Source organism: Saccharopolyspora sp. NPDC045941, from assembly GCF_056431445.1.
This window is the reverse complement of sequence record NZ_JBWKKU010000003.1, coordinates 21,456-41,027: the sequence shown is the minus strand read 5'-3', so window position 1 is coordinate 41,027 and position 19,572 is coordinate 21,456. Positions and strand designations below refer to the sequence as shown.

17 protein-coding genes and 1 pseudogene are annotated in these 19,572 nt (G+C 70.0%); 10 read left to right on the top strand and 8 right to left on the bottom strand.

From position 1 onward, the window contains the following. Positions 1–19 precede the first annotated feature (19 nt). Both AC07FN_RS03290 and AC07FN_RS03285 read left to right on the top strand, forming a co-directional pair. Positions 20–589: a TetR/AcrR family transcriptional regulator gene (locus AC07FN_RS03290; RefSeq protein WP_478394123.1), complete on the top strand. Its 570-nt coding sequence runs from the start codon at positions 20–22 to the stop codon at positions 587–589. A gap of 366 nt (positions 590–955) precedes the next feature. Continuing rightward, positions 956–1,669 carry an alpha/beta fold hydrolase gene (locus AC07FN_RS03285; RefSeq protein WP_478394122.1) on the top strand — a complete coding sequence of 238 codons (714 nt, stop codon included), beginning with the start codon at positions 956–958 and terminating at the stop codon, positions 1,667–1,669. 12 nt (positions 1,670–1,681) lie between these two features. Here AC07FN_RS03285 and AC07FN_RS03280 read toward each other — a convergent pair whose 3' ends face one another. Continuing rightward, positions 1,682–2,407, bottom strand: a complete 726-nt coding sequence (locus AC07FN_RS03280) for a hypothetical protein (protein ID WP_478394121.1) — start codon at positions 2,405–2,407, stop codon at positions 1,682–1,684. Positions 2,408–2,832: 425 nt separating this feature from the next. Here AC07FN_RS03280 and AC07FN_RS03275 point away from each other — a divergent pair, with 425 nt between their 5' ends. Next, positions 2,833–3,744, top strand: coding sequence for a glutaminase (locus tag AC07FN_RS03275; protein ID WP_478394120.1), 912 nt, complete (start codon positions 2,833–2,835; stop codon positions 3,742–3,744). Between the two features lie 119 nt (positions 3,745–3,863). Here AC07FN_RS03275 and AC07FN_RS03270 read toward each other — a convergent pair whose 3' ends face one another. Both AC07FN_RS03270 and AC07FN_RS03265 read right to left on the bottom strand, forming a co-directional pair. Continuing rightward, a complete protein-coding gene (locus tag AC07FN_RS03270) occupies positions 3,864–5,060 on the bottom strand; it encodes a cytochrome P450 family protein (protein ID WP_478394119.1) in 1,197 nt (398 codons plus the stop codon). A gap of 69 nt (positions 5,061–5,129) precedes the next feature. Then, positions 5,130–6,806, bottom strand: a complete 1,677-nt coding sequence (locus AC07FN_RS03265; protein WP_478394118.1) for a prenyltransferase/squalene oxidase repeat-containing protein — start codon at positions 6,804–6,806, stop codon at positions 5,130–5,132. 996 nt (positions 6,807–7,802) lie between these two features. On the opposite strand from AC07FN_RS03265, the gene AC07FN_RS03260 reads away from it, so the two are divergent. From AC07FN_RS03260 to AC07FN_RS03245, 4 genes are read left to right on the top strand one after another with little or no spacing between them, the layout of a single operon-like run. After that, positions 7,803–8,834, top strand: a complete 1,032-nt coding sequence (locus AC07FN_RS03260; RefSeq protein ID WP_478394117.1) for an aminotransferase class I/II-fold pyridoxal phosphate-dependent enzyme — start codon at positions 7,803–7,805, stop codon at positions 8,832–8,834. A 1-nt stretch (position 8,835) separates the two neighbouring features. Further along, on the top strand, positions 8,836–9,843 hold the full coding sequence (locus AC07FN_RS03255) for a polyprenyl synthetase family protein (protein WP_478394116.1): 1,008 nt from the start codon (positions 8,836–8,838) through the stop codon (positions 9,841–9,843). A gap of 2 nt (positions 9,844–9,845) precedes the next feature. Continuing rightward, on the top strand, positions 9,846–10,829 hold the full coding sequence (locus AC07FN_RS03250; RefSeq protein ID WP_478394115.1) for a UbiA family prenyltransferase: 984 nt from the start codon (positions 9,846–9,848) through the stop codon (positions 10,827–10,829). Then, positions 10,826–12,118 (top strand): FAD-dependent oxidoreductase, encoded by a 1,293-nt coding sequence (locus AC07FN_RS03245; RefSeq protein ID WP_478394114.1) that lies wholly within the window; start codon positions 10,826–10,828, stop codon positions 12,116–12,118. Before AC07FN_RS03250 ends, AC07FN_RS03245 begins: the two co-directional genes overlap by 4 nt. Positions 12,119–12,141: 23 nt before the next feature. On the opposite strand, the gene AC07FN_RS03240 is transcribed toward AC07FN_RS03245, so the two are convergent. Further along, positions 12,142–13,170, bottom strand: a complete 1,029-nt coding sequence (locus AC07FN_RS03240; RefSeq protein WP_478394113.1) for a methyltransferase — start codon at positions 13,168–13,170, stop codon at positions 12,142–12,144. A 181-nt stretch (positions 13,171–13,351) separates the two neighbouring features. Here AC07FN_RS03240 and AC07FN_RS03235 point away from each other — a divergent pair, with 181 nt between their 5' ends. Continuing rightward, positions 13,352–14,209, top strand: a complete 858-nt coding sequence (locus tag AC07FN_RS03235; RefSeq protein WP_478394112.1) for a TauD/TfdA dioxygenase family protein — start codon at positions 13,352–13,354, stop codon at positions 14,207–14,209. 160 nt (positions 14,210–14,369) lie between these two features. Here the strand turns inward: AC07FN_RS03235 and AC07FN_RS03230 are convergent, their stop codons facing one another. Beyond that, a complete protein-coding gene (locus tag AC07FN_RS03230; protein ID WP_478394111.1) occupies positions 14,370–15,794 on the bottom strand; it encodes an MFS transporter in 1,425 nt (474 codons plus the stop codon). A 226-nt stretch (positions 15,795–16,020) separates the two neighbouring features. Continuing rightward, a complete protein-coding gene (locus AC07FN_RS03225) occupies positions 16,021–16,176 on the bottom strand; it encodes a hypothetical protein (RefSeq protein WP_478394110.1) in 156 nt (51 codons plus the stop codon). 484 nt (positions 16,177–16,660) lie between these two features. Here AC07FN_RS03225 and AC07FN_RS03220 point away from each other — a divergent pair. Together AC07FN_RS03220 and AC07FN_RS03215 are read left to right on the top strand one after the other, a co-directional pair. Continuing rightward, positions 16,661–16,777 (top strand): annotated as a pseudogene (locus AC07FN_RS03220) (hypothetical protein); the annotation flags it as partial. Positions 16,778–16,835: 58 nt separating this feature from the next. Then, positions 16,836–17,027 carry a hypothetical protein gene (locus AC07FN_RS03215; RefSeq protein ID WP_478394263.1) on the top strand — a complete coding sequence of 64 codons (192 nt, stop codon included), beginning with the start codon at positions 16,836–16,838 and terminating at the stop codon, positions 17,025–17,027. Positions 17,028–17,296: 269 nt separating this feature from the next. Here AC07FN_RS03215 and AC07FN_RS03210 read toward each other — a convergent pair whose 3' ends face one another. Together AC07FN_RS03210 and AC07FN_RS03205 are read right to left on the bottom strand one after the other, a co-directional pair. Beyond that, positions 17,297–17,812 carry a hypothetical protein gene (locus AC07FN_RS03210; protein ID WP_478394109.1) on the bottom strand — a complete coding sequence of 172 codons (516 nt, stop codon included), beginning with the start codon at positions 17,810–17,812 and terminating at the stop codon, positions 17,297–17,299. Positions 17,813–17,816: 4 nt separating this feature from the next. Beyond that, on the bottom strand, positions 17,817–19,571 hold the full coding sequence (locus AC07FN_RS03205) for a substrate-binding and vWA domain-containing protein (RefSeq protein ID WP_478394108.1): 1,755 nt from the start codon (positions 19,569–19,571) through the stop codon (positions 17,817–17,819). Position 19,572 lies beyond the last annotated feature (1 nt).

Genomic DNA, 19,572 nt, shown 5'->3' with positions numbered 1-19,572 from the left:
AGGGAGGTTAGGAAACCTGATGCCGCGTGAGAGGATCACTCCGGACGCGCTGGTGTCCGCCGCCGCCGATCTCGCCGACGAGATCGGCTTCGAGAATCTGACGCTGGCGGCGCTCGCGAAGCGCTTCGGCGTCCGCGACGCCAGCCTGTACACCCACATCCGGGGCCTCGCCGACCTGCAGGAGCGCGTGGCGCTGCTCGCGCTCACCGAATGGGCCGACGCGCTGGGCGCGGCCGTGGCGGGACGGTCCCGTCACGACGCCCTGATCGCCTTCGCCGACGCCTACCGGGCCATGGCGACCGGGCATCCGGGCCGCTACGCGGCCACCCGGTACCCGGTGTCGTCCGAGGGGCTCGCCGCATCGGCAGGCGTGGCTCGCATCATCGAGGTCTGCTACGCGCTGCTGCGCGGCTACGACCTCTCCGAACCCGACGCCACCGACGCGGTCCGGTTGCTGCGCAGCACCTTGCACGGCTTCAGCGACCTGGAGGCCACCGGCGGCTTCACCGCCGACCACAGCCTCGACGTCTCATGGCGGCGGGCGGTCGACACGCTCCACCACACCCTGACCAACTGGTCGAGGATCTAGAACCCTTTCCATTGGGCGCCCTTCCTTATGTGTGTCCAAATACACGGCTGAGGGGCCGTCCTCGCCAGGAAACCTCTGAGAGCCCGCGGCGGTGCACGTGTCGTAGGTGGGTTATGCGCCTGCGGCGCATGCGGCGCCCCATCGACGTGCAGCTTTGCGACCCGCGGCTGCGGGCCGATCAGGATGAAAAACGCTGATTAGGAGAAACCCATCCGTACCGGAACGCTCAACATCGACGGCACTCCCATCGACTACCGCGACTGCGGCGACGGCCCCCCGCTGCTGCTCCTGCCCGGCGGCGCCGGCCACGCCGGCACCCTCGACGGCATCGCCGCGCACCTGGCCGACCGCTACCGCGTCGTCACCATGTCCAGCCGGATGGCCTCGGCGCGGCCGGGCACCGAGCACGGCGACCAGCACCCGAAGGTCTACGCCGAGGACACGCTCGGCCTGATCGAGGCGCTCTTCGACGAGCCGCCGACCGTGTTCGCCTTCAGTTCCAGCGCCATCACCACCCTCGAACTGCTGACCCGCCACCCCGAGCGCCTTCGCCTCGCGGTCGTCCACGAGCCCCCGGTGCTCGGCCTGCTGCCGGACGCCGGACGCTACCGGGACGAGCTCGAAGCGGTCCGGACGGCCGCGCGCACCCTGGGGATGGACGAAGCGGGCCGGCTCATGACCGAGACCATGACGGCTCCGGAACCCGGCACGGACTCCCCGGAACTGCGCCACCCCGGCGACTGGCTCGACGGCTACGCCGAGACCCTCCCCGAACCGCCCACCCCGGAACTGCTGGAGCTGTTCTCCCGGCTCGGCGAGCTCCAACCGCTGTTCCTGGAGCACATCCTGATCCCGTTCACGACCGCTGAGGTCGACCTCGCCGCGCTCGGCGCGGTGGGCCCGCGGCTGGTTCCCGTCGCCGGCATCGACTCCCGGGGCCAGCTTCCCCACCGGGCCGCCGCGGCCCTCGCCACCGGGCTCGGACTGCCGCTGAACGAGTTCCCCGGTGGCCATCTCGGGCCCATCGAACGCCCCGCGCAGTTCGCCGGCGCGCTCAGGGCGCTCCTCGAAGGGCGCTGACGCGAGGGCGGTCTAGCTGCCGGGTGTGGCGGCGATCTGCTGGGTCGGGCTGTCCGGGGCGGTCAGGCTCGCGCTGACCGTTCGCTGCAGGTTCCGGTGCGCGTTGTTGAGCTCGTGGCGCAGGCCCAGGATCTGCTTGGTCAGCGCGTCGCCTTCGGCCAGCGTGCTCGTTTCGACCGCCCGCAACAGCACTCCGAGGTGGCCGTGGAGGCGTTGGTGCACGTCGGAGAACGTCACGAACTGCTGCTGCACTTCCAGCGGCGGGGACGTTCGCGTCACCGCCTTGATCATCGTTTCCTGCCAGCGCCGGGTGGTCTGGCGGTAGTAGCGCTCCGCGGCGACGCGGTGGTGCGGGGCCACCTGGGTGTCCAGGGCGCTGCGGATCAGTTCCTGGCCCGTGTCGACCAGCTCCCGGGCGACCGTGGTCACCGCGTAGGCCCACTCCCACTGTTCCGTCTGGGTGGCGGTCCGGCGCTCCTGCTTCGCCTCTTCGAGCTGCCGGTCGGACAGCTTCACCTGCTCCCAGGCACGTTCGGCCTGCGCGCGTGCGGCTTGCGCGGACCCGGCCGCCTTGGCGGCGTTGTTCTCCACGGCCGCCGCCAGGCGGCGCATCGCCTCCGCTCGTTCCAGTGCTTCGCGGGCCGCGCGGCGGGCCAGCCAGAGCTGCCAGGCCGCGAGCCCGACGGCCACGATCGCCAGGCCGGCGGAGATCCACGTGGCGAGCTCAGCAATCAGCATGAGGCCAGACCCTGGCACACCCGCGCCGTTCCGTGGTCCAGGTGCGCTAAATCTCACGGCCCTTCGTGCAATGCGCGGCTTGACTTGCCCGGCGCTCTGTGCCCGCCGGTGGATCTTGCCGCCGAGCCGGCACTGCCGACCCGGCCGTTGCGGGAACCTCACGCCGTGCGGACGGCGGTGATCCCGCAGTTTCAATTGAAACTGCGGGATCACCGGGCGGGCACCTGCCGGTCCTCGTTGATCGAGACCTTTGTGGACTGTCCAGGACGGCGCGACCGGTCGTCGGGTTCGGATGATCGATGCGGTCGGGGCGCAGCGCGGCATGAAGCCCTCGGACGGCACGATCAGCTTGTGGCGCGGGAGAATGATCGGGAACGGCCACCGCGGGTAGGGGACCGGTCGCGGCGGTGACATGATGGTCCTCCGTGGAATTGAGTCAGTTGCTCGAACGGATCGCGGACGAGGTCGCCCCGCTGCGCGGGGCCGGAACGGTCGCGGATTACATCCCGGCGCTCGCGCGAGTCGACCCCGGCCACTTCGGGATCGCGCTCGCCGATCTCGACGGCGGCGTCCACGGGGTCGGCGACTGGGAGACGCCGTTCTCGATGCAGAGCATCTCGAAGGTCTTCACCCTCGCCCTCGTCCTGGCCCGCAGCGATGAGGCGCTCTGGCAGCGCGTCGGCCGGGAGCCGTCGGGCAGTGCCTTCAACTCGCTGGTCCAGTTGGAGCACGAACGCGGGATTCCCAGGAACCCCTTCATCAACGCGGGCGCGCTGACGGTCACCGATGAGCTGATCTCCCTGGCCGGCGACGCCACCGGGGAGCTGCTCGCGTTCCTGCGCGCCGAAAGCGGCAACCCGGCTCTGCGGGTCGACGAGGAGGTCGCCGCCTCCGAAGCCGCCCACGCTGACCGCAATCTGGCCCTGACCCACTTCATGGCGTCCTACGGCAACATGCGCAACCCGGTGGCGACCGTGCTCGACCACTACGTCCGGCAGTGCTCGATCGAGATGAGCTGCCGCGACCTGGCCCTGGCGGGGCTGTTCCTCGCCGCGCACGGTGTCCGCCGCGACGGTTCGCAGCTGGTCGCCAGCAGGCAGGCCAAGCGGATCAACGCGATCATGCTCACCTGCGGGACCTACGACGCCGCCGGGGATTTCGCCTACCGGGTCGGCGTCCCGGGCAAGAGCGGGGTCGGCGGCGGGATCCTCGCGATCGTGCCGGGCCGGTGCGCGATCGCGGTGTGGAGCCCGGGGCTGGACAAGCGCGGCAACTCCGTGGCCGGTGTGGCCGCGCTCGATCACTTCACCACGATGACCGGATGGTCGGTCTTCTGACCGGATGATCCGCCGGGCAACTGTTCCCGTGCGCTGACCGACGCGCGGGATCTCCGCAGGATCATGTTCGTGGCGGAAAACGTGGTGCCCCACTGCTCCGGGCCACCACGTCACGCGCCTCAGCCCCCGAGCACCACCGGCAACGTGCGCGGGGCGTGCACGTGGACGCTGCGGCGGTAGGTCAGCTCTGCCGGGTCGGCCACGATGCGCAGTCGCGGGAAGCGGTTGAACAGGGCGGCCAGCCCGACCTCGCCCTCCAGCCGGACCAGGGCGGCACCCAGGCATCGGTGGATGCCGTAGCCGAAGGCGAGGTGGCCGGTGGTGTTGCGGTCCGGGTTCAGCACGTCCGGATCCCCGAACCGCGCCGGGTCGCGGTTGGCCGCACCCGTGGACAGGGTGACCGATGCGCCCCTGGGGATCGCGACCCCGCCGATCTCCAGGTCTTCGGTGGCGAACCGCAATGAGGCGTTGAGGGCCGGCGAGAGCCAGCGCAGCAGCTCCTCGATCAGCGACGGCGCCGACTCGGGCCTGGCGAGTCGCTCGCGCGCGGAGTCGTCGGCCACCAGGGCGCGGACGCTGTTGGTGATGAACACCGCGGTGGTCTCGTGGCCCGCCATCAGCAGCAGCATGGCCATCGCCACGATCTCCAGGTCGGAGAGCCGGTCACCCTCGTCGGACGCCGAGATCAGCGCGGAGAGCAGTGCATCGTCGGGCGCGGCGCGCTTGGCCGCGACCAGCCCCTCCAGGTAGGTGGCCATCTGGGCGGAGGCGCGCTCCAGCTCGGGCTCGGGGCATTCGTCGATGAGGACGGTGGACAGGCGCGCGAACTCGTCACGATCGATCTCGGGAACGCCGAGCAGTTCGCTGATCACCACCATCGGCAGCACGATCGCGTACCGCGCCACGAGATCGACCGGTTCGTCCTCGGGCAGAGCCGCCAGCAGTTCCCCGGCGACGGACTCGACGCGCGGGCGCAGCCTGGCGATCCGGCGAGCGGTGAACGCCTGGGTGACCAGGCTTCGCAGCCGGGTGTGCTCAGGCGGGTCGAGCGAGGTCAGCATGTGCGACATCGGGGCGGGCAGCCCAGGCGGCGCGGACGCGCGTTCCTCGGCGGGCAGACTGGACCGCCAGTCCTTCGCCAGCCGCTCGTCGGCGAGCCCCGCCCGGACGTCTTCGTAGCGGGTGACCAGCCAGGTCCGCCCACCCTCGAAGTCGACCTCGCGGACGGGACAGGTCTCGCGCGTCCCGGCGAGCGCCGCGTGCGGGTCTCGCCAGTAGTGCTCGGTGAAGGAATCCTCTTGCGTCGCACCTGTCATGGGGTTCTCCGTTCCTTGGAGCGTGGGGTACGGCGATGCCGGAACACCTGCGGAAGCAGACGCGCGGGGTCAGCGCACCGCATCCCGGTAGCGGCCGAGCGCGCGAAGGGCCATGCCCTGCGTGAACGCGGGATTGCTGTATCGGCTCACGTAGCGCACGTACTCGTGGACGCTCTCCGCCGGCCACCCACCGCCGGGCGTCCGCCTCTCCAGCAACCAGTCCACCCCGGGACGCACGTGAGCCGGATCGGCGCCCGAGGCCAGCAGGCCCGAGATCGCCCAGCCGGTCTCTTCGACGGTGGCGGACGCACCAGCCCCGTCGCCCCACGAACCGTCGGACAGCCGGGCGCGTTCCAGCCATGCCCTCGCCCGGCGGGCCGCTCCGTCGTCCGCCAACCCGGCTTTGGAGAAGGTTTCGAGCACGGCGGCGGTAGCCATCGTGTGGTGCCGGTACCACACCGATTCGAAGGCGCCGTCCGGCAACTGGACCTTGGCGAGCCAGCGCAGCGCGCGGCGAACCCGGCGGTCATCCGCCGGGACACCCGCGTCGAGCAGCGCGTCGACGGCCTGCACGGTGGTCATCGGGCACGGCCCGCTGTTGGCGACCTTGGTGTTGCGCACGCAGAGTCCCCAGGAGCCGCGGGTGTCCTGCAACCGGGTCAGCCAGTCGACACCGCGCTCGATCGCCCTGGCCTGCCCTCCGCCGGGCAGCCGGCACAGCACGGAAAGGATCTCGCTCGTCTCCAAGGTCGACGGCCAGCCCTCGGTGCCCGCCCAGCCCCAGTAGCCCGGTGGGCACCCGAACGCGAGGAACGGGCGATGCTGCTGGAGGCGCACGAACAGCTCGGCCGACGCGGCCAGCCTCGGGTCGTCGGCGTAACCGGCCTCGGCAAGACCGCGCGCGGCGTACATCGTCCACGCCGCGTCGAGCGGCCCGGTCTGCCACCAGCCGTCGGGGTCCATCGTCCGGCGAAACCACTTGACCGCGGCTTCGACCATGTCCGGCGCCAGCTCCGCGCGGGCCAGACCGGTGCAGACCAGACCGGTGACCCAGGCGTTCTCGCACCAGGCCCCGGTCGAGCCCTCGTGCTCGTAGACCTGCCGGATCGCCGTCAGCGCGTTCGGCTTCCCCAGCCGGGCCAGCACCCGCTGGAAGCGGGTGAGGGGCTTGTGCCGGGCCTGGGCGAGGCCGAGCGCGAACGCCATCGGCACGCGCAGGTCGAACAGCCTGCGGTACAGGCCCGGCGACAGCGCCACCTCCAGCGGGAAGCGGCGCATTTCCTCGGGAGCCAGCCAGCCGACGAAGCCGTAGTACTGCCGGCACCACGAGACGACCTCGGGGTGCGGGATCGCATCCAGGCCGCCGAAATCCGTCATCCAGCGCTGCCCGGCCGCCACCGACTCGGAGCTGCCCACCGGGTCGACCAGGTGGAGCACGGCCGAGCCGACGGCCGTCGGCCCGGCCTCGCTGGACAGGCCGGGAACCATCGCCCAGCCGCCATCGGCGTTCTGCGTTCGCCTGAGCCACCCCGCGCCCGCCGCGATCAAGTCCGCACTGCCGTCCGGATCGGCGTAATGCAGCGCGGACAGCGCACCGACCGTCCCCAGCGTCGAGGTCAGATTGTCCTCGCTGTAGTCGAACACGCCGTCGGCACGCTGAGCGAGGAACAGCGCCTCCGCGCCCTCACGGATCGCCTCGTCGAGCGCGTCCGTGAACGGATCGGGGTCGGCCTGCACCGTCGTCATGCGGATTCCTCCAGCCCAGTCGTGGTACTCGGCATCTCGTGGCGGGGCACGGCGGCCCGGAAAGGACCTCTCCGAACCGGTGGGCACCCGCACCTGTGCGCGCACCCGCCACAACCGCCGACCAGGTGACGACCTGTTGATCAGGCAGGTCGTCGGCGTCGTAGTCGCGGATACCGGCCGCGGATCCCGGGCGAAATGCGTTGTCCGCTAACCGATTTCGCGCGTGCTTCACCGTACTCGATCATCCCTGGATCGACCAGGTCTTCGCCCCGTGTGTCTGCAAGGAGCCAGATCGAGACCGGAGAGTCCGGGTACTGGAGCACGCGGAACCCGCTTTTCAGTAGTATACCGGCGATTTCGCACATGCCGCGCCGGTCTGCCGCCGCCCACCCGCGATGCGCCGTAGTCAGGGCATCGTCAACTTGATGGACTTCAGGCGCTTTCGGGCAACACCCTTTGCCCATTCGCGCCATTCTCGGCGTGGACCCGTTGACACGATGGCGTCCGGTCTGACGTAATCAAGATCAATATCACAAGTCCTCGACGAAGAGCCGGATGCGCTCTGGTCCGCGCCGGAACAGGGCGTCGGCCGCCTGTTCCCCGCATCGCCCTGGCAGGAAGAGGTGTCCGGGACGGGCGGGGCTTCCTGGTGAAGGATTCCCTTGCCGAAGGAGTGAACTTGGAGATCGCAGGCCACGGGTCCCCTGTCCGCGACGCACGCCTACCGAACGATCCACATCCGGACGCGGTGCTGCTCGACGGCACGCGCCACGAGCCCGCGCCGCGGTTCAGGCGGGAGCCCGCGGACTAATCGCGCAGCCGTTTCCCGGCCGGCCGATCCTCCGATCCACCCGGCCCGAATCCCGGTCTTCCTCGTTTCGGTCAAGCCTGTTCGCCTTTCGCCGCCCCATCGGCCGCGACCGGATTCCGCTTGCGCGGTGAGAACGTGTGCACGTCATGAACGGAGATCAGCCTGTGACTACCATCCGGCACCAATTGTCCCTGAACGAGAATTTCGCGGCGCCCTTGCCCGGAGTGCACGAGGCCATTGTGGACGGAGCCGGTCGGGTCAACCTGACGCTCGACGCGATGTCCACCGGGTTGACGCGGGCGATCGCCGGACATTTCGGGCTGGATTCCGCGCAGGTGTTCGTCGGCCCCGGCTCGGGGGCGCTCCTGCAGCAGTTCCTCACCGCCTTCGCGGGCGGCGGCGAGGTCGTGCACGCGTGGCCGTCGTTCGAGATGTATCCGCTGCTGGTGGGCAATGCGGGTGCCACGGCGGTGCCGGTAGCGCTCCGGGAGGACGTTCACGACCTGGCTGCGATGGCCGACGCCGTCACCGAGCGGACCAAGGTCGTGCTGCTGTGCAACCCGAACAACCCGACCGGAACCGTGTTCGGCGAGGCCGAGATGCGGGCGTTCCTGGACCGCCTGCCCGCCGGCGTCCTCGTGCTGATCGACGAGGCGTACGCCGATTTCGCCGATCGATCCGCGATCGCCGACGGCATCCGGCTCGCCGCCGAAGATCCGCGCGTCTGCGTGGTGCGCACCTTCTCCAAGTCCCACGGGCTGCTCGGGCTCCGGGTCGGTTACCTGATCGCCGACGAGGCAGTGGTCACCGGACTCCGGCCCGGCTCGTACTTCTTCCGGGTCAGCACCGTGGCACAGGATGCCGCGATCGCCGCGCTGCGCGCCGAGGAGGTGATGCGAAGGCAGTGCGCCGAAGTCGCCGCCGAACGCGACCGGGTGCACGAGCGGTTGCTCGCGCTCGGCCTGGAGGTGCCTCACAGCCATGGCAACTTCCACTGGCTGACGCTTGGCGAGGCGAACGAGTCGTTCGTCCGCTTCTGCGCGGCCGGTGGCATCGAGGTGCGGACGCTCGCCGGCGGCGCCGGGGTCCGGGTGACGGTCGGCACCCCCGAGGCCAACGACGCACTGCTCGAACTCACCCGGCGTTTCCTGCACGGCGACGAACCGCCGGGCGGCGACTCCCCGGCGCGGCAGTCGGTTTCCGTCGAGCGCGCCTGACATGACCAACACCGAAACCTACGCGGTGCCCACCGGATTCGGCTCCCCGGAACTGATCGGGCTGCTCAACCGCGAGTTGCGGAAAAGGTGGTCGGCGGTCGCCGAGCGGACCGACCAGATGGCCGGCTACGCACTGCTGGCGCCCGGCAAAATGCTGCGACCGATGCTGCTGCTCACCTCGGCGGATGCCACCGGCGGCGACAGTGCACAGCTGCTACCGGCCGCCCTTGCGGTGGAATACCTGCACGTGGCCACGCTGGTGCACGACGACATCATCGACGATGACGACCTGCGCCGTGGCCGGCCCACCGTGCACGCCCACTACGGCATGCCCGACGCGCTGGTCACGGGCGATTTCCTGATCCTGAACATGACCAGCGCACTCCTCGAATGCACGGCCGTGCAGCCGGCCGCCGTGCTCGAAGCGGCCCGGGTGCTGTCCACCGCGGGATCCGATGTGTGCCGGGGGCAGGTCCGGGAAGCCGGCATGGCCGGCGACCTGAACTGCCCGGTCGGCGACTACCAGGAAATGGTGGCGCTCAAGACCGGCGCGCTGTTCCGGGGCGCCTGCCGGGCCGGGGCGATCCTCGGCGGCGCCACCGCCGAACACGCCGACGCCGTCACCCGGTACGCCGAGCATCTCGGCGTGGGCTTCCAGATCTTCGACGATCTGCTGCCCTACCTGGCCGATTCCCCGACGACGGGCAAGCCGGCCACCAGCGACGTGGCCAATCTGCGCCCCACCTTCCCGGTGCTCGTCGGCTACCAGGCCGCCGGGGACGGCGACCGGCGCCGGTTCGCCGAGGCGTTGTCGGGCCGGCTGCCGGTCGCGGATTCGCACCGGCTCATGCGAGAGCTCCTGATCACCACCGGAGCGCTGGACCTCAGCCGGGCGCGTGCCGCGGAAGAGATCGCCTGGGCCCGCGAGAGCATCGCGGACCTGCCGGGGACGGCGGCGGTCGAGCAGATGCTGGCCATCGCCGATCTGTCCATCGACCGGAACCGGTAGCCATGCGCGACCGATGGGAGCGAGCGCGCCGAAGCCTGTGGGCGCACGTGCAGACCTGCCGGCCGTACACGCTTTGCTATCCGGTGCTCGTGGGCGTCGCGGGGGCCGGTGTCGGCGGCGCGGCCGGGCTCGCCGAGTTCGTCATCGCCGGCTGCGGGCCCGCGTTCGGCTGGCTGTCCGGGCACTACCTCGGTGACTACTTCGACCGGGAGCTGGACCGGGTCGCGAAACCGCAGCGCCCCATCCCGTCCGGAAGGCTGCCGGCCGGGACCGCGCTCACCTGCGGCATCGGGTTCGCGGTCGGTGCGGCGGCGCTGCTGACCTGGGCGAACTGGCGGACGCTGCTGCTGGTGGTCGTGGCACTGGGCGGAATCGTGGCCTACAGCAGGTTCTGCAAGGCCCGTGGTCTCTCCGGGAACTTGGTGCGCGGCCTGATCACCGCGCTGGCCTTCCTGATCGGCGCCATGGTCGTGGATCCGCTGCCCGGTTGGCCGGCAGTCGTGTTCTCCGTGGTCTTCCTGCTGCACGACGCGGCGTCCAATCTGGTCGGCACGCTCCGCGACGTGGACGGCGATCGTGCCGCCGGTTACCGGTCGGTGCCCGTGCGATACGGGATGCGCTACGCCACCCGGCTGACCGCGGTTCTGTACGTCTCGGCGATCGTCACCGCCGCATTCGGCATGTTGCTGCAGCACCGGCCCGGCTACCCGGTGCTGCTCGCTGTAGCGGCCTGCGTCGGCCTGGTCGCGGTGCTGCCGCTGCTGTGGCTGGCGCCGACGCTGAGCCAGGCTCGTGCGTTGCGGGCACATGAGTTCCTGGTCGCCGAACGCCTCGTTCTCGCCGGCGCGGTCCTCGCTCGCACCGTCCCCGCGTTCACGGTCGGCTCGCTGCTCGTCCTGGTGCTGGTCTTCAGCCTGTGGACCCAGGCCGTGATGCGGTCGAAACACGAAATCGCCGCTGACGACAAGGAGACCCAGCCGACATGAGCTCTCCCGCTTTCGAGGAAGTCGGCACCGAGCGTGCGGACGTCGTGGTCTGCGGGGCGGGTGTGGGCGGCCTGGCCGCCGGACATGCGCTCGGCTCGCTGGGGCTGCGGGTCGTGGTCGTCGAGAAGCAACCGAGGGTGCCCCGGATACCGAAGGGCGAGGTGCTGCAGCCCGGGGCGTTGAAGATCCTGGATGCGTGGGGAGTCACCGAACGTCTGGAACGTCAAGGCTCGGTACGGCTTTCCGCGCTGGTCGCCTGCGAGGGCCGGGGCGACGCCCGGATGTCGCTGGACTACACGCAGTTGCCGGACGCGACCAACTGGCTGCTGTCGGCCGACCACGAGTCGATCCTGGGCGCGCTCGCTGAAAGCCTGCCGGAGACCGTCGGGCTTCGCCGCGGTGTGACGGTCCGCGAGGCCGTTCGCGACGACACCGGACGTATCACCGGAGTGACCGTGCGGGAAGGCGGAGGTGCGCACGAAATCCGCGCACCGCTGGTGATCGCGGCCGACGGCGTTTCATCGCGGCTCCGGCGTGCGGCGGGCATCGACGCGAACCGGATGGACTACCCGCACCGGCTGGTCGCCCTCGACATCCCCGACGTGCCCGGCGCGGCCGCGGAGGTGACCGCTTATGTCACCGACCGCGGTCTGCGAATGCGCTATCCGCTGCCCGGGGACCGGATCCGGCTCTACGTCCAGGTGGAACCGGACGAGCTCCGGGGCATGGAGCACGACGCGATGCGGCGCTGGGGTGACGCGCTGATCGCGGAACTGCCCGATCTGGCGACGTTCGAGGACCAGTTGCTGGGCAGTCTGCACCACCGGCAAACGCTTCCGGTGGCCCGGTTCGTCGCCGACGGCCTGTCCGCGCCCGGCATGGCTCTGGTCGGCGAAGCGGCCCATTCGGTGCATCCGATGGCGGCGCAAGGCATGAACAGCGCCATCTACGACGCCCACGCCCTGAGCACCTGCCTCGCCGAGGTATCCCTCGAAGAGTCCGATGTGGACATCGCGTTGCGCGAGTACCAGCGCCGACGCCTGCCTGAACTGCGCCAGATCGGCAAGATCAGCCACAACGCCGCGCGCATGCTGACCGACCTGTCGTGGGTGGGCCGCACGATCGGCCGGCGGGCGCTGCGGAACACCGGCGCCAACCAGCGGCTCAGCTTCACCGTCATGCACAACCTGGCCGGTCTCGGCCTGCACCGGCTTTCGCCGTTCGACCGGCTCTGCCAGCTCGGGTTGCTGCCGGATCCGCTGGCCCGGCGCCGGCCCGGATGGGCATGAGGACCGGCGCCGGGCCAGGGGCGTCACCGCGTGCTGCACTCCACGACGACGAGGCCACCGGGCCAGGTGCGGGTCTCGGTCAGGCTCAGCCCCGCCTTGCCGACCAGCGCCTCGAAGTCCGCGACGCTGCGTTCCTGGCCGCCCAGCAGCACCAGGGACTGCAGGTCGAAGGAGGTGTTCTGCTTGGCGTGGTCGTCGCCGGCCAGAACTTCCACGACCAGTACCCGGCTGCTGTCGCCGGCGGCTTCGGCGCAGCGCCGCAGAATCCGCACCGCGTCCTCGTCGTTCCAGTCCGTGAGCACGCGGGAGACCAGGTAGACGTCCCGGCCGGGCGGCAGCGGGTCGAAGAAACTGCCCGGCACGAACGAGATCTGCCCTGCCACGCCCGCCTCGGTCAAGAACTGCCCGGCCTCCGGGGCGACCGCCGGCAGATCGAGCACCTCGCCGCCGAGGTGCGGATTGGCCCGGACGACCTCGGCGAGCAGGGCGCCGTGCCCGCCGCCGACGTCGATGACGGTCCGCGTCCGCGTCCAGTCGAACTCCGCGGCCAGCACCGGTCCGGTCTGCCAGGCGTAGGCGGCCATGACGCCGCCGAAGAAGCGCCGAAGGTCGTCGTTCCCTTGGTAGTCGTCCCAGAACGGGGTGCCGTGCACCGTGCCGTAGGCCGACTTGCCGGTGCGGATGGAGTGCAGCATGCCGCTGAACGCCAGGTCCATCCGGGTGCCCGGCCCCTCCAGGTCGAGCCAGTCCCGCAACCACTTGCCGTCCCCGGAGAGCAGCTGCCGGGACAATGCCGTCAGTCCGTAGTTGCCCGGCTCGGTCTCGGCGAACAGTCCGATGTGGACGAGGTGGCGCAGCAGCCGCGCCAGGGATTCCCGGTGTGCCCCCGTGGCGGTCGCGAGCGGACCGAGTTCGGTCGTGCCCCCGGACACCAGCTCGGGCAACCGCAGCGTCACCGCGACGCGAATGGCGAAAGGTGTTGCCAGATCGATGAGTCTGGCCAGTTCGAGACTCGTCTCGGTGACAGCATCTTGAGATTCCGCGGAATCCATGGACACCTGTTTCCCTTCGAATTGAAGACCCGACCGCCTCCGTCTTCCCATCCTTACCGGCCGCCGGTCGTCGCGTCAACGACCGCGATCACGCGGAGAGTCGCATCGGATTCCCCGGTGCGGGCTCGCGCAAGCATGCCAGGAATATGCTGATACAACGGGAAAATGAGGTGACCGTCCAATGGCGAGCAACGATATCGACGTACGTCCCGTCTCCGGTGCACTGGGTGCCGAGGTGCGCGGCCTGGATCTGGAGGAGCTGACCGAGGAATCCTTCGCGCAGTTGCACGATCTGCTCATGGAGAATCTCGTGCTGTTCTTCCCGGAGGCCGATCCGCTCTCCGCCGAGGCGCACAAGAACTTCGGCCGCTTTCTGGGCGAACTGGAGGTGCACCCGTTCCTGCCCAAATTGGACGGACACCAGGAGATCGTGGTGCTCGACTCCGATCAGGGCGCGAAGGCCGACGTCTGGCACACCGACGTGACCTTCCAGGCGAATCCGCCGGTCGCGTCCATCCTGCAGATCGTGCAGTGCCCGCCGCGCGGCGGCGACACGATGTGGAGCAACCAGTACCTGGCCTACGAGGCCCTCTCCGCGCCGCTCCGGGATTTCCTGGACGGGCTGACGGCCGTGCATGCCTTCACGCACCCGAACGGCACCTCCTTCGAGGCCGAGCACCCGGTGGTGCGCGTGCATCCGGTGACCGGCAGGCGATCGCTGTACGTGAACCGGATGTTCACCATGAACATCCCGCAGCTGCGCCGGGCGGAAAGCGATGTGCTGCTCGAACACCTCTTCACCGTGGCGGAGCGCCCGGAGAACATCTGCCGGTTCGGCTGGCGGCCGGGCGCGATCGCCATGTGGGACAACAGGGCCACCCAGCACTACGCCGTCAACGACTACACCGAGCGCCGCGTCGGGCACCGCGTGACGATCCTCGGTGACGATCCGAAGGGCGACGAGCCGCGCTGGCCGCACCTCGCGGACGCCGGGGTCACCGCCGCCGACTTCCGGCAGCGAGCCAGCAACAGGGCATGACGGCATCGGCCCGCCGCGGCCGCCCCGATGTGCGCCGTCCTGCCCCCGGCCTGGACACCAGCATCGGAACCCCACCGGCGAAACCACCGGTGGGGTTCCGATCTGCGCAGATCCACAGCCGGAATCGTGCCGGCACCCGGTCTTTCAGTCGACGACCGGGCTACCGGTCCGCGGAACATGCGGAGCCAGGCAGGAAGGCGGCGATCACCAGGGCGACGAGCGCGGCGACCGCGCCGATGGTCAGCACGACGCGGAACCCGTCGAGCGAGGGGACCGCCGCGCCGCCCAGGTCGATCGTCAGGTGCGCGAGCACGACCCCCGCGACCGAACTGGACAGCGAGGTGCCGATGGAGCGCATCAGCGTGTTGAGGCTGTTGGCCGCCGCGGTCTCGGACACCGGCACGGCGGCCATGATGAGCGCGGGCATCGCGGCGTAGGCGAGTCCGACGCCGACGCCGACGATGCTGGAGACGATGACGAGCTGCCAGATGCCCGACATCATCACCTGGCTCAAGCCGTACCCGATGGCGACCACGAGCGCGCCGGCCATCAGCGTGACCTTCGGGCCCCTGGTCCGCGAGATCCGCGCCGACACCGGTGCCATCGCCATCATGATCAGCCCGTTCGGCGCCATCGCCAGGCCGGCCACGAGGAGCGACTGCCCGAGCCCGTGCCCGGTGGCCACGGGCAGCTGCAGCAGTTGCGGGACGACCAGGGACATCGCGAACATCGCGAACCCGAACACCACGGAAGCGATGTTGGTGAGCAGCACCTGGCGGCGCACGGTGGTGCGCAGGTCGACCAGGGGCTGCGGCGCGCGCAGTTCCCACCAGCCCCACACCGCCAGCACCGCAAGTCCGGCGACGAGCAGTCCGGGAGTCAAACCGCCGGTCCAGCCCCAGTCCGCGCCCTTGGAGATCACCAGCAGCAGGCACAGCAACGCGACCGACAGGCCCACCGCGCCCGGCAGGTCGAACCGCCCGCCGGTGCGGACCCCCGACTCCGGCACGAGCGAGATCACGAGCGCTGCACCGACGGCGCCGAGGGCCGCGGCCACCCAGAACAGGGTGCGCCAGTCGGCGTTCTCGGCGATGAACGCCGCCGCGGGCAGCCCCAGCGCCGCGCCGACGCCGAGGGAGGCGGTCATCACCGCGGTCGCGCCGCTGAGCCGTTCCGGCGGCAGCTCGTCGCGCATGATGCTGACGCCCAGCGGGATGACGCCGGCGGACAAACCCTGCAACACCCGCCCGATCAGCATCGGGGCGAGCCCGCTCGACAGCGCGCAGACGACCGAGCCCAGCACCAGAACCCCGAGGCTGAACAGCAGCATCCGCCGCTTTCCGTACATGTCGCCGAGCCGGCCGACGGTGGGCGTGGCGATGGCCGCGGCGAACAGCGCGGCGGTGATCGCCCACGCGGCGTCCGCCGCGCTCGCGTTCAGCATCCCGGGCAGCTTGGGCACCAGCGGGATCACCAGGGCCAGCGTAAGCGAGACGACGATGCCGCTGAACGCCAGCACCGGGACGACGGTGCCCGGCCGTACCTGCGGGGCTGCGACGGGCGGCGTGCTGGAGGCACTGGTCATGGTCGGATGAGCTCCCATCATCTGCGCGGTCGGGCGACTCGGAGTCCGGCGGGCTCCACGAAGCCTTCAACCACCGAAGCGTCGCGATCATGCCGGTAGCGCCTGTCTTTCCCGGACAGGAGTCGCGTTTTCTCTGGTGTCCGGTACAGCCTGCGTGGGGCACGTTGTTGTTGCACCGTATGGGATTCGGCCCGCAGATGCCTGCACATCGACCGATCGACGGCGGCTACTGCGCCGTGTGGACGAGGGTATCGAGCTGGGCAGCGTTCAAGTGCTGCCCCAGCAGCTCCTGACAGGGTAGTCCGCGGTCGAGTACAACGACGTCGTAGTCGGTGCTGACGCATCGCTCGAGCGCGGCGGCACCGTCATAGACGACGTCCACGGCGAGTCCGTTATCCCGCAAGCCCGCACCCACCCGCCATCGTTTTCTCGTCCTCGGCCACCAGTACGCGCATAGCGCTTCTATACCACAGCGCGCGCCCTCGACGAGCGGAAAAGCCCATGCGGGCAACATGGTCTGCACTTTCCGCCCTAAAGAAATGATAAAGCGTTTCCTGGTGCTCCACTAACGCCAGATCAGGAACTCTAGTGCTCGTTCCGATGGGCATTCGGATTAAACCGCAACACATTCGGGGACCTTCACATGAAGGCAGTTCGAATCGTGCAGTCACTCGCGGTGGCCGGCCTGGCCGTTGCCGGTCTCGTCGCTACGTCCGCAGCCGCTCTCGCCGAAGGCACTACTGAGAGCCTCACGCCGACCCTGCCCATCACCTACACGCCGGACGGCGTGCCGGCACCGACCGTGCCGGTCCTGGCTCACCCCTGGGGTCCAGCGGTGAGCCAGGTGTTCCGGCCTATCCCATCGACTGCAAGCCCGCTGGAAAGCCCGGCGTTCCACCCCTTCCTTCGGCAACGGGCGAACCGCCCGGAAGGTCTTCGAGAAGATGATCGGGCGCCAGGCGTACCGGCTGGCCGACGACCCCGACCTGACCCCGCGCCGCGTCGGCCGGCTACGAGTGCACCGGACCGACCGTCGCGGCGCTGCGCTCACACTTCGTGGCCTCGCAGCGCGGTCCGTCGTTCGGCAACGGCCGGTATGCGCGGCAGGTGATGGACGCGGCGGTGACCCGGCACGCCAAGCGCCTGCGGCTGACCGCTTCGCCGACGCTGGAAGACCTCTGCCTGCTGCTGCCGGAGGATGTGCCCGCCGCGGGCGAGGTCGCCAGCGGCTGACCCCTCGCCGGACGTGACGCGGCGAACGGGCCGGTCCTGCGCGCGAGCTGAGTGCCGCCGCAATTTCCATCGAAATCGAAGGTTCAATTTCAATGGAAATTGCGGACCCCCGGACCCCGGACCCCGCGTGGACCCCGGACCCCGCGTGGACCCCGGACCCCGCGTGGACCCCGGACCCCGCGTGGACCCCGGACCCCGCGTGGACCCCGGACCCCGCGTGGGCCCCGGACCCGGACCCGGACCCCGCGTGGAGCCGGCCCGTTCGCTGTTCACGACTTCCGGGGGAGTTTCTCGAGTTCTCCCGCGAGTTCCTCGCGGGCCGTCCGGAGATGTCTCACCAGCACGTCCCACCCGACCGCTTGTTCCGGGGCGTGCTTGCGGGTCTCGACGAAATCGACGATCGTGCGCAGCCGCTTCGCCGCCGCCGCTCGCGCCGAGTCGTCTTCGACGAACTGCATGGCCCGCTCGCACTGGAACTTCAGGATCACGATGTCACCGGCCAGCTCGACGGCCTGGTCGGCGTGCCCGCGGGCGTTGTCCCCGGCGTTCCTCGCCCAGACGCGGACCCGTTCCTCGATGTCGAACTCGGTGTGCTCCGGCCGGGGCGGGGCCGGTGTGCGCTTGCGCCACGTGGCGATCAGGAACACCACGACGGCGATCGCCGGCCCGACGACCGCCGCCAGCCACGGCCACGGCCACCACAGCGCGAAGATCCCGCCCAGCGTTCCGAAGACGATCGCCTCGGCGACCGCCACGCGGTCGCGGAACCGCTCTGGAAACGGCATGTGCTCACCCGAAGTTCCGGAAGACGCGTTCAAACGTCTGGTCGATGTCCAGGGGATTGGTCGTGTCGTTGTACGTGGCCTTGGTGATCCTGGAGATCTCCTGCAGCGTTGTGATGTTCTCGTCCTCCGACTGTCCATAGGGGATGGTGAAGATGGGGATCGGCGTCTCCCGGGCCTTCGGGTCGAGCTTCGCCAGCAGTGCCGGTGCGCCGCCGGGGTAGGGCTCGGTGTTCGCGCCGTCGCTGAGCAGCACGATCGCGTTGATGCGATCCGGGTTCGCCTCTCGCGTCATCGTCTGGTACGCCTCATCGATCGCCTGGTACAACGCCGTTTCCCCGACCGCCGTCAGGCCCTGGATCTTGGCCTGGAGCTCAACGCGCACGTCACCGACGCGGGACACCGGCACCACCTTGACGACGGACGGGTTCGACGAGAACGTCCACAGGCCCACCTCGTCGTCGACGTTGAGCAGCTCCAGCGCCCGCTGGGCCGCCGGGATCATCAGCTGCAGCTTCGACGGATCCTGGTTCGTGTCCGGGTCGTTGACGGGTTCCTTCATGGACCCCGAGAGGTCGAGCAGCAGCAGCACGCGGGCCTTGCGGCGCACGTTCTGCCAGCTCTCCAGCATCGCCGCCAGCAACTGGCCGTCGGGCGGCGGCACGAAGTTCAGCTGCTGACCGGCCGGCACGTGTAGGGTTCGCGTGAGCTGATCGGTCGGCCGCGTCGCGTCGTCGAGGGAGCGGAAGCCGAGGTCGGCGAAGCGCTTCTGCTGGTCGGGCTCGACCAGGAACCGGTAGAAGTCCTCTGCGACGGCCCGCTGTTCGCCGGTCGCCGCGGACATGACGACGAAAGGATGATCGAGCTCCAGCGTCCCGTCCCGCGGGTGCACCGCGCGCAGCGGGTTCTTCGGGCCCTGGCTGTTGATCCGACCGGGGTCACCGGTCGGCGCACCGAGGTTGTAGACGTAGGCCATCTGCTCCTGGATCACGACGGCGTCGAGGTACGGCCGGTACGCCGGGTCGTTGCTGTCCCAGCGCTGTTCCTGGTCGTAGATCGTCTGCATGTACTGCACGGCCTCGTCGCCGTAGTTGGACACCGACAGCTCGATGTCGCGCACGAACTGCTGGACCTCGACGGCGTTCAGCCGTTCCCGGGTCAACTCGCCCGGCGCCGCGTTGTAGGTGACGACGGTGGCGGCCAAGCCGGAGGTCGAGGTCTCGGCGTTGTCCCTGCCGAGGATGAAGTCGTCCCAGTCCGGCTTCCCGTAGTCGGACCACCCGGACTGGGCCAGCTGGAGCACGTCGGCCCACGTGCTGAGCGGTCTGTTGCGCTGTTCGAGCGCCGCGGCCACCGACCCCGGCATGGCGATGACCAGCGTACTCCTGGTGATCGACCGGGCACCCGGCACCAGCAGGTCACCGTGGCCCTCGTGTTCGAGCAGCCGCAACCACATCGACGACGTCGGCAGCCACACCTCCGGCGGTTTCGCGCCCTCGGCGAGCAGGTTCTTCATCTTCCCCGAGGTGAGCGCGGTCATCTCCACGCGCGCGCACAGACCGCCCACCGCGCGGTGCGCGTCGTTGTACTCCTCGATGAGTTCCGCCATGAGGGCGGCCTTCTCCGACGACGAGCTGACGCGGATGATCTCCGTCCGGCTGCATCCGGCCGAGGTGGACAGCGATATGGCGCCGGCCGCACCGGCCAGTGCGACACCGGCGATCCCGCCGAGCACGTGGCGTCGTTGAACGAGTCGAGCCACG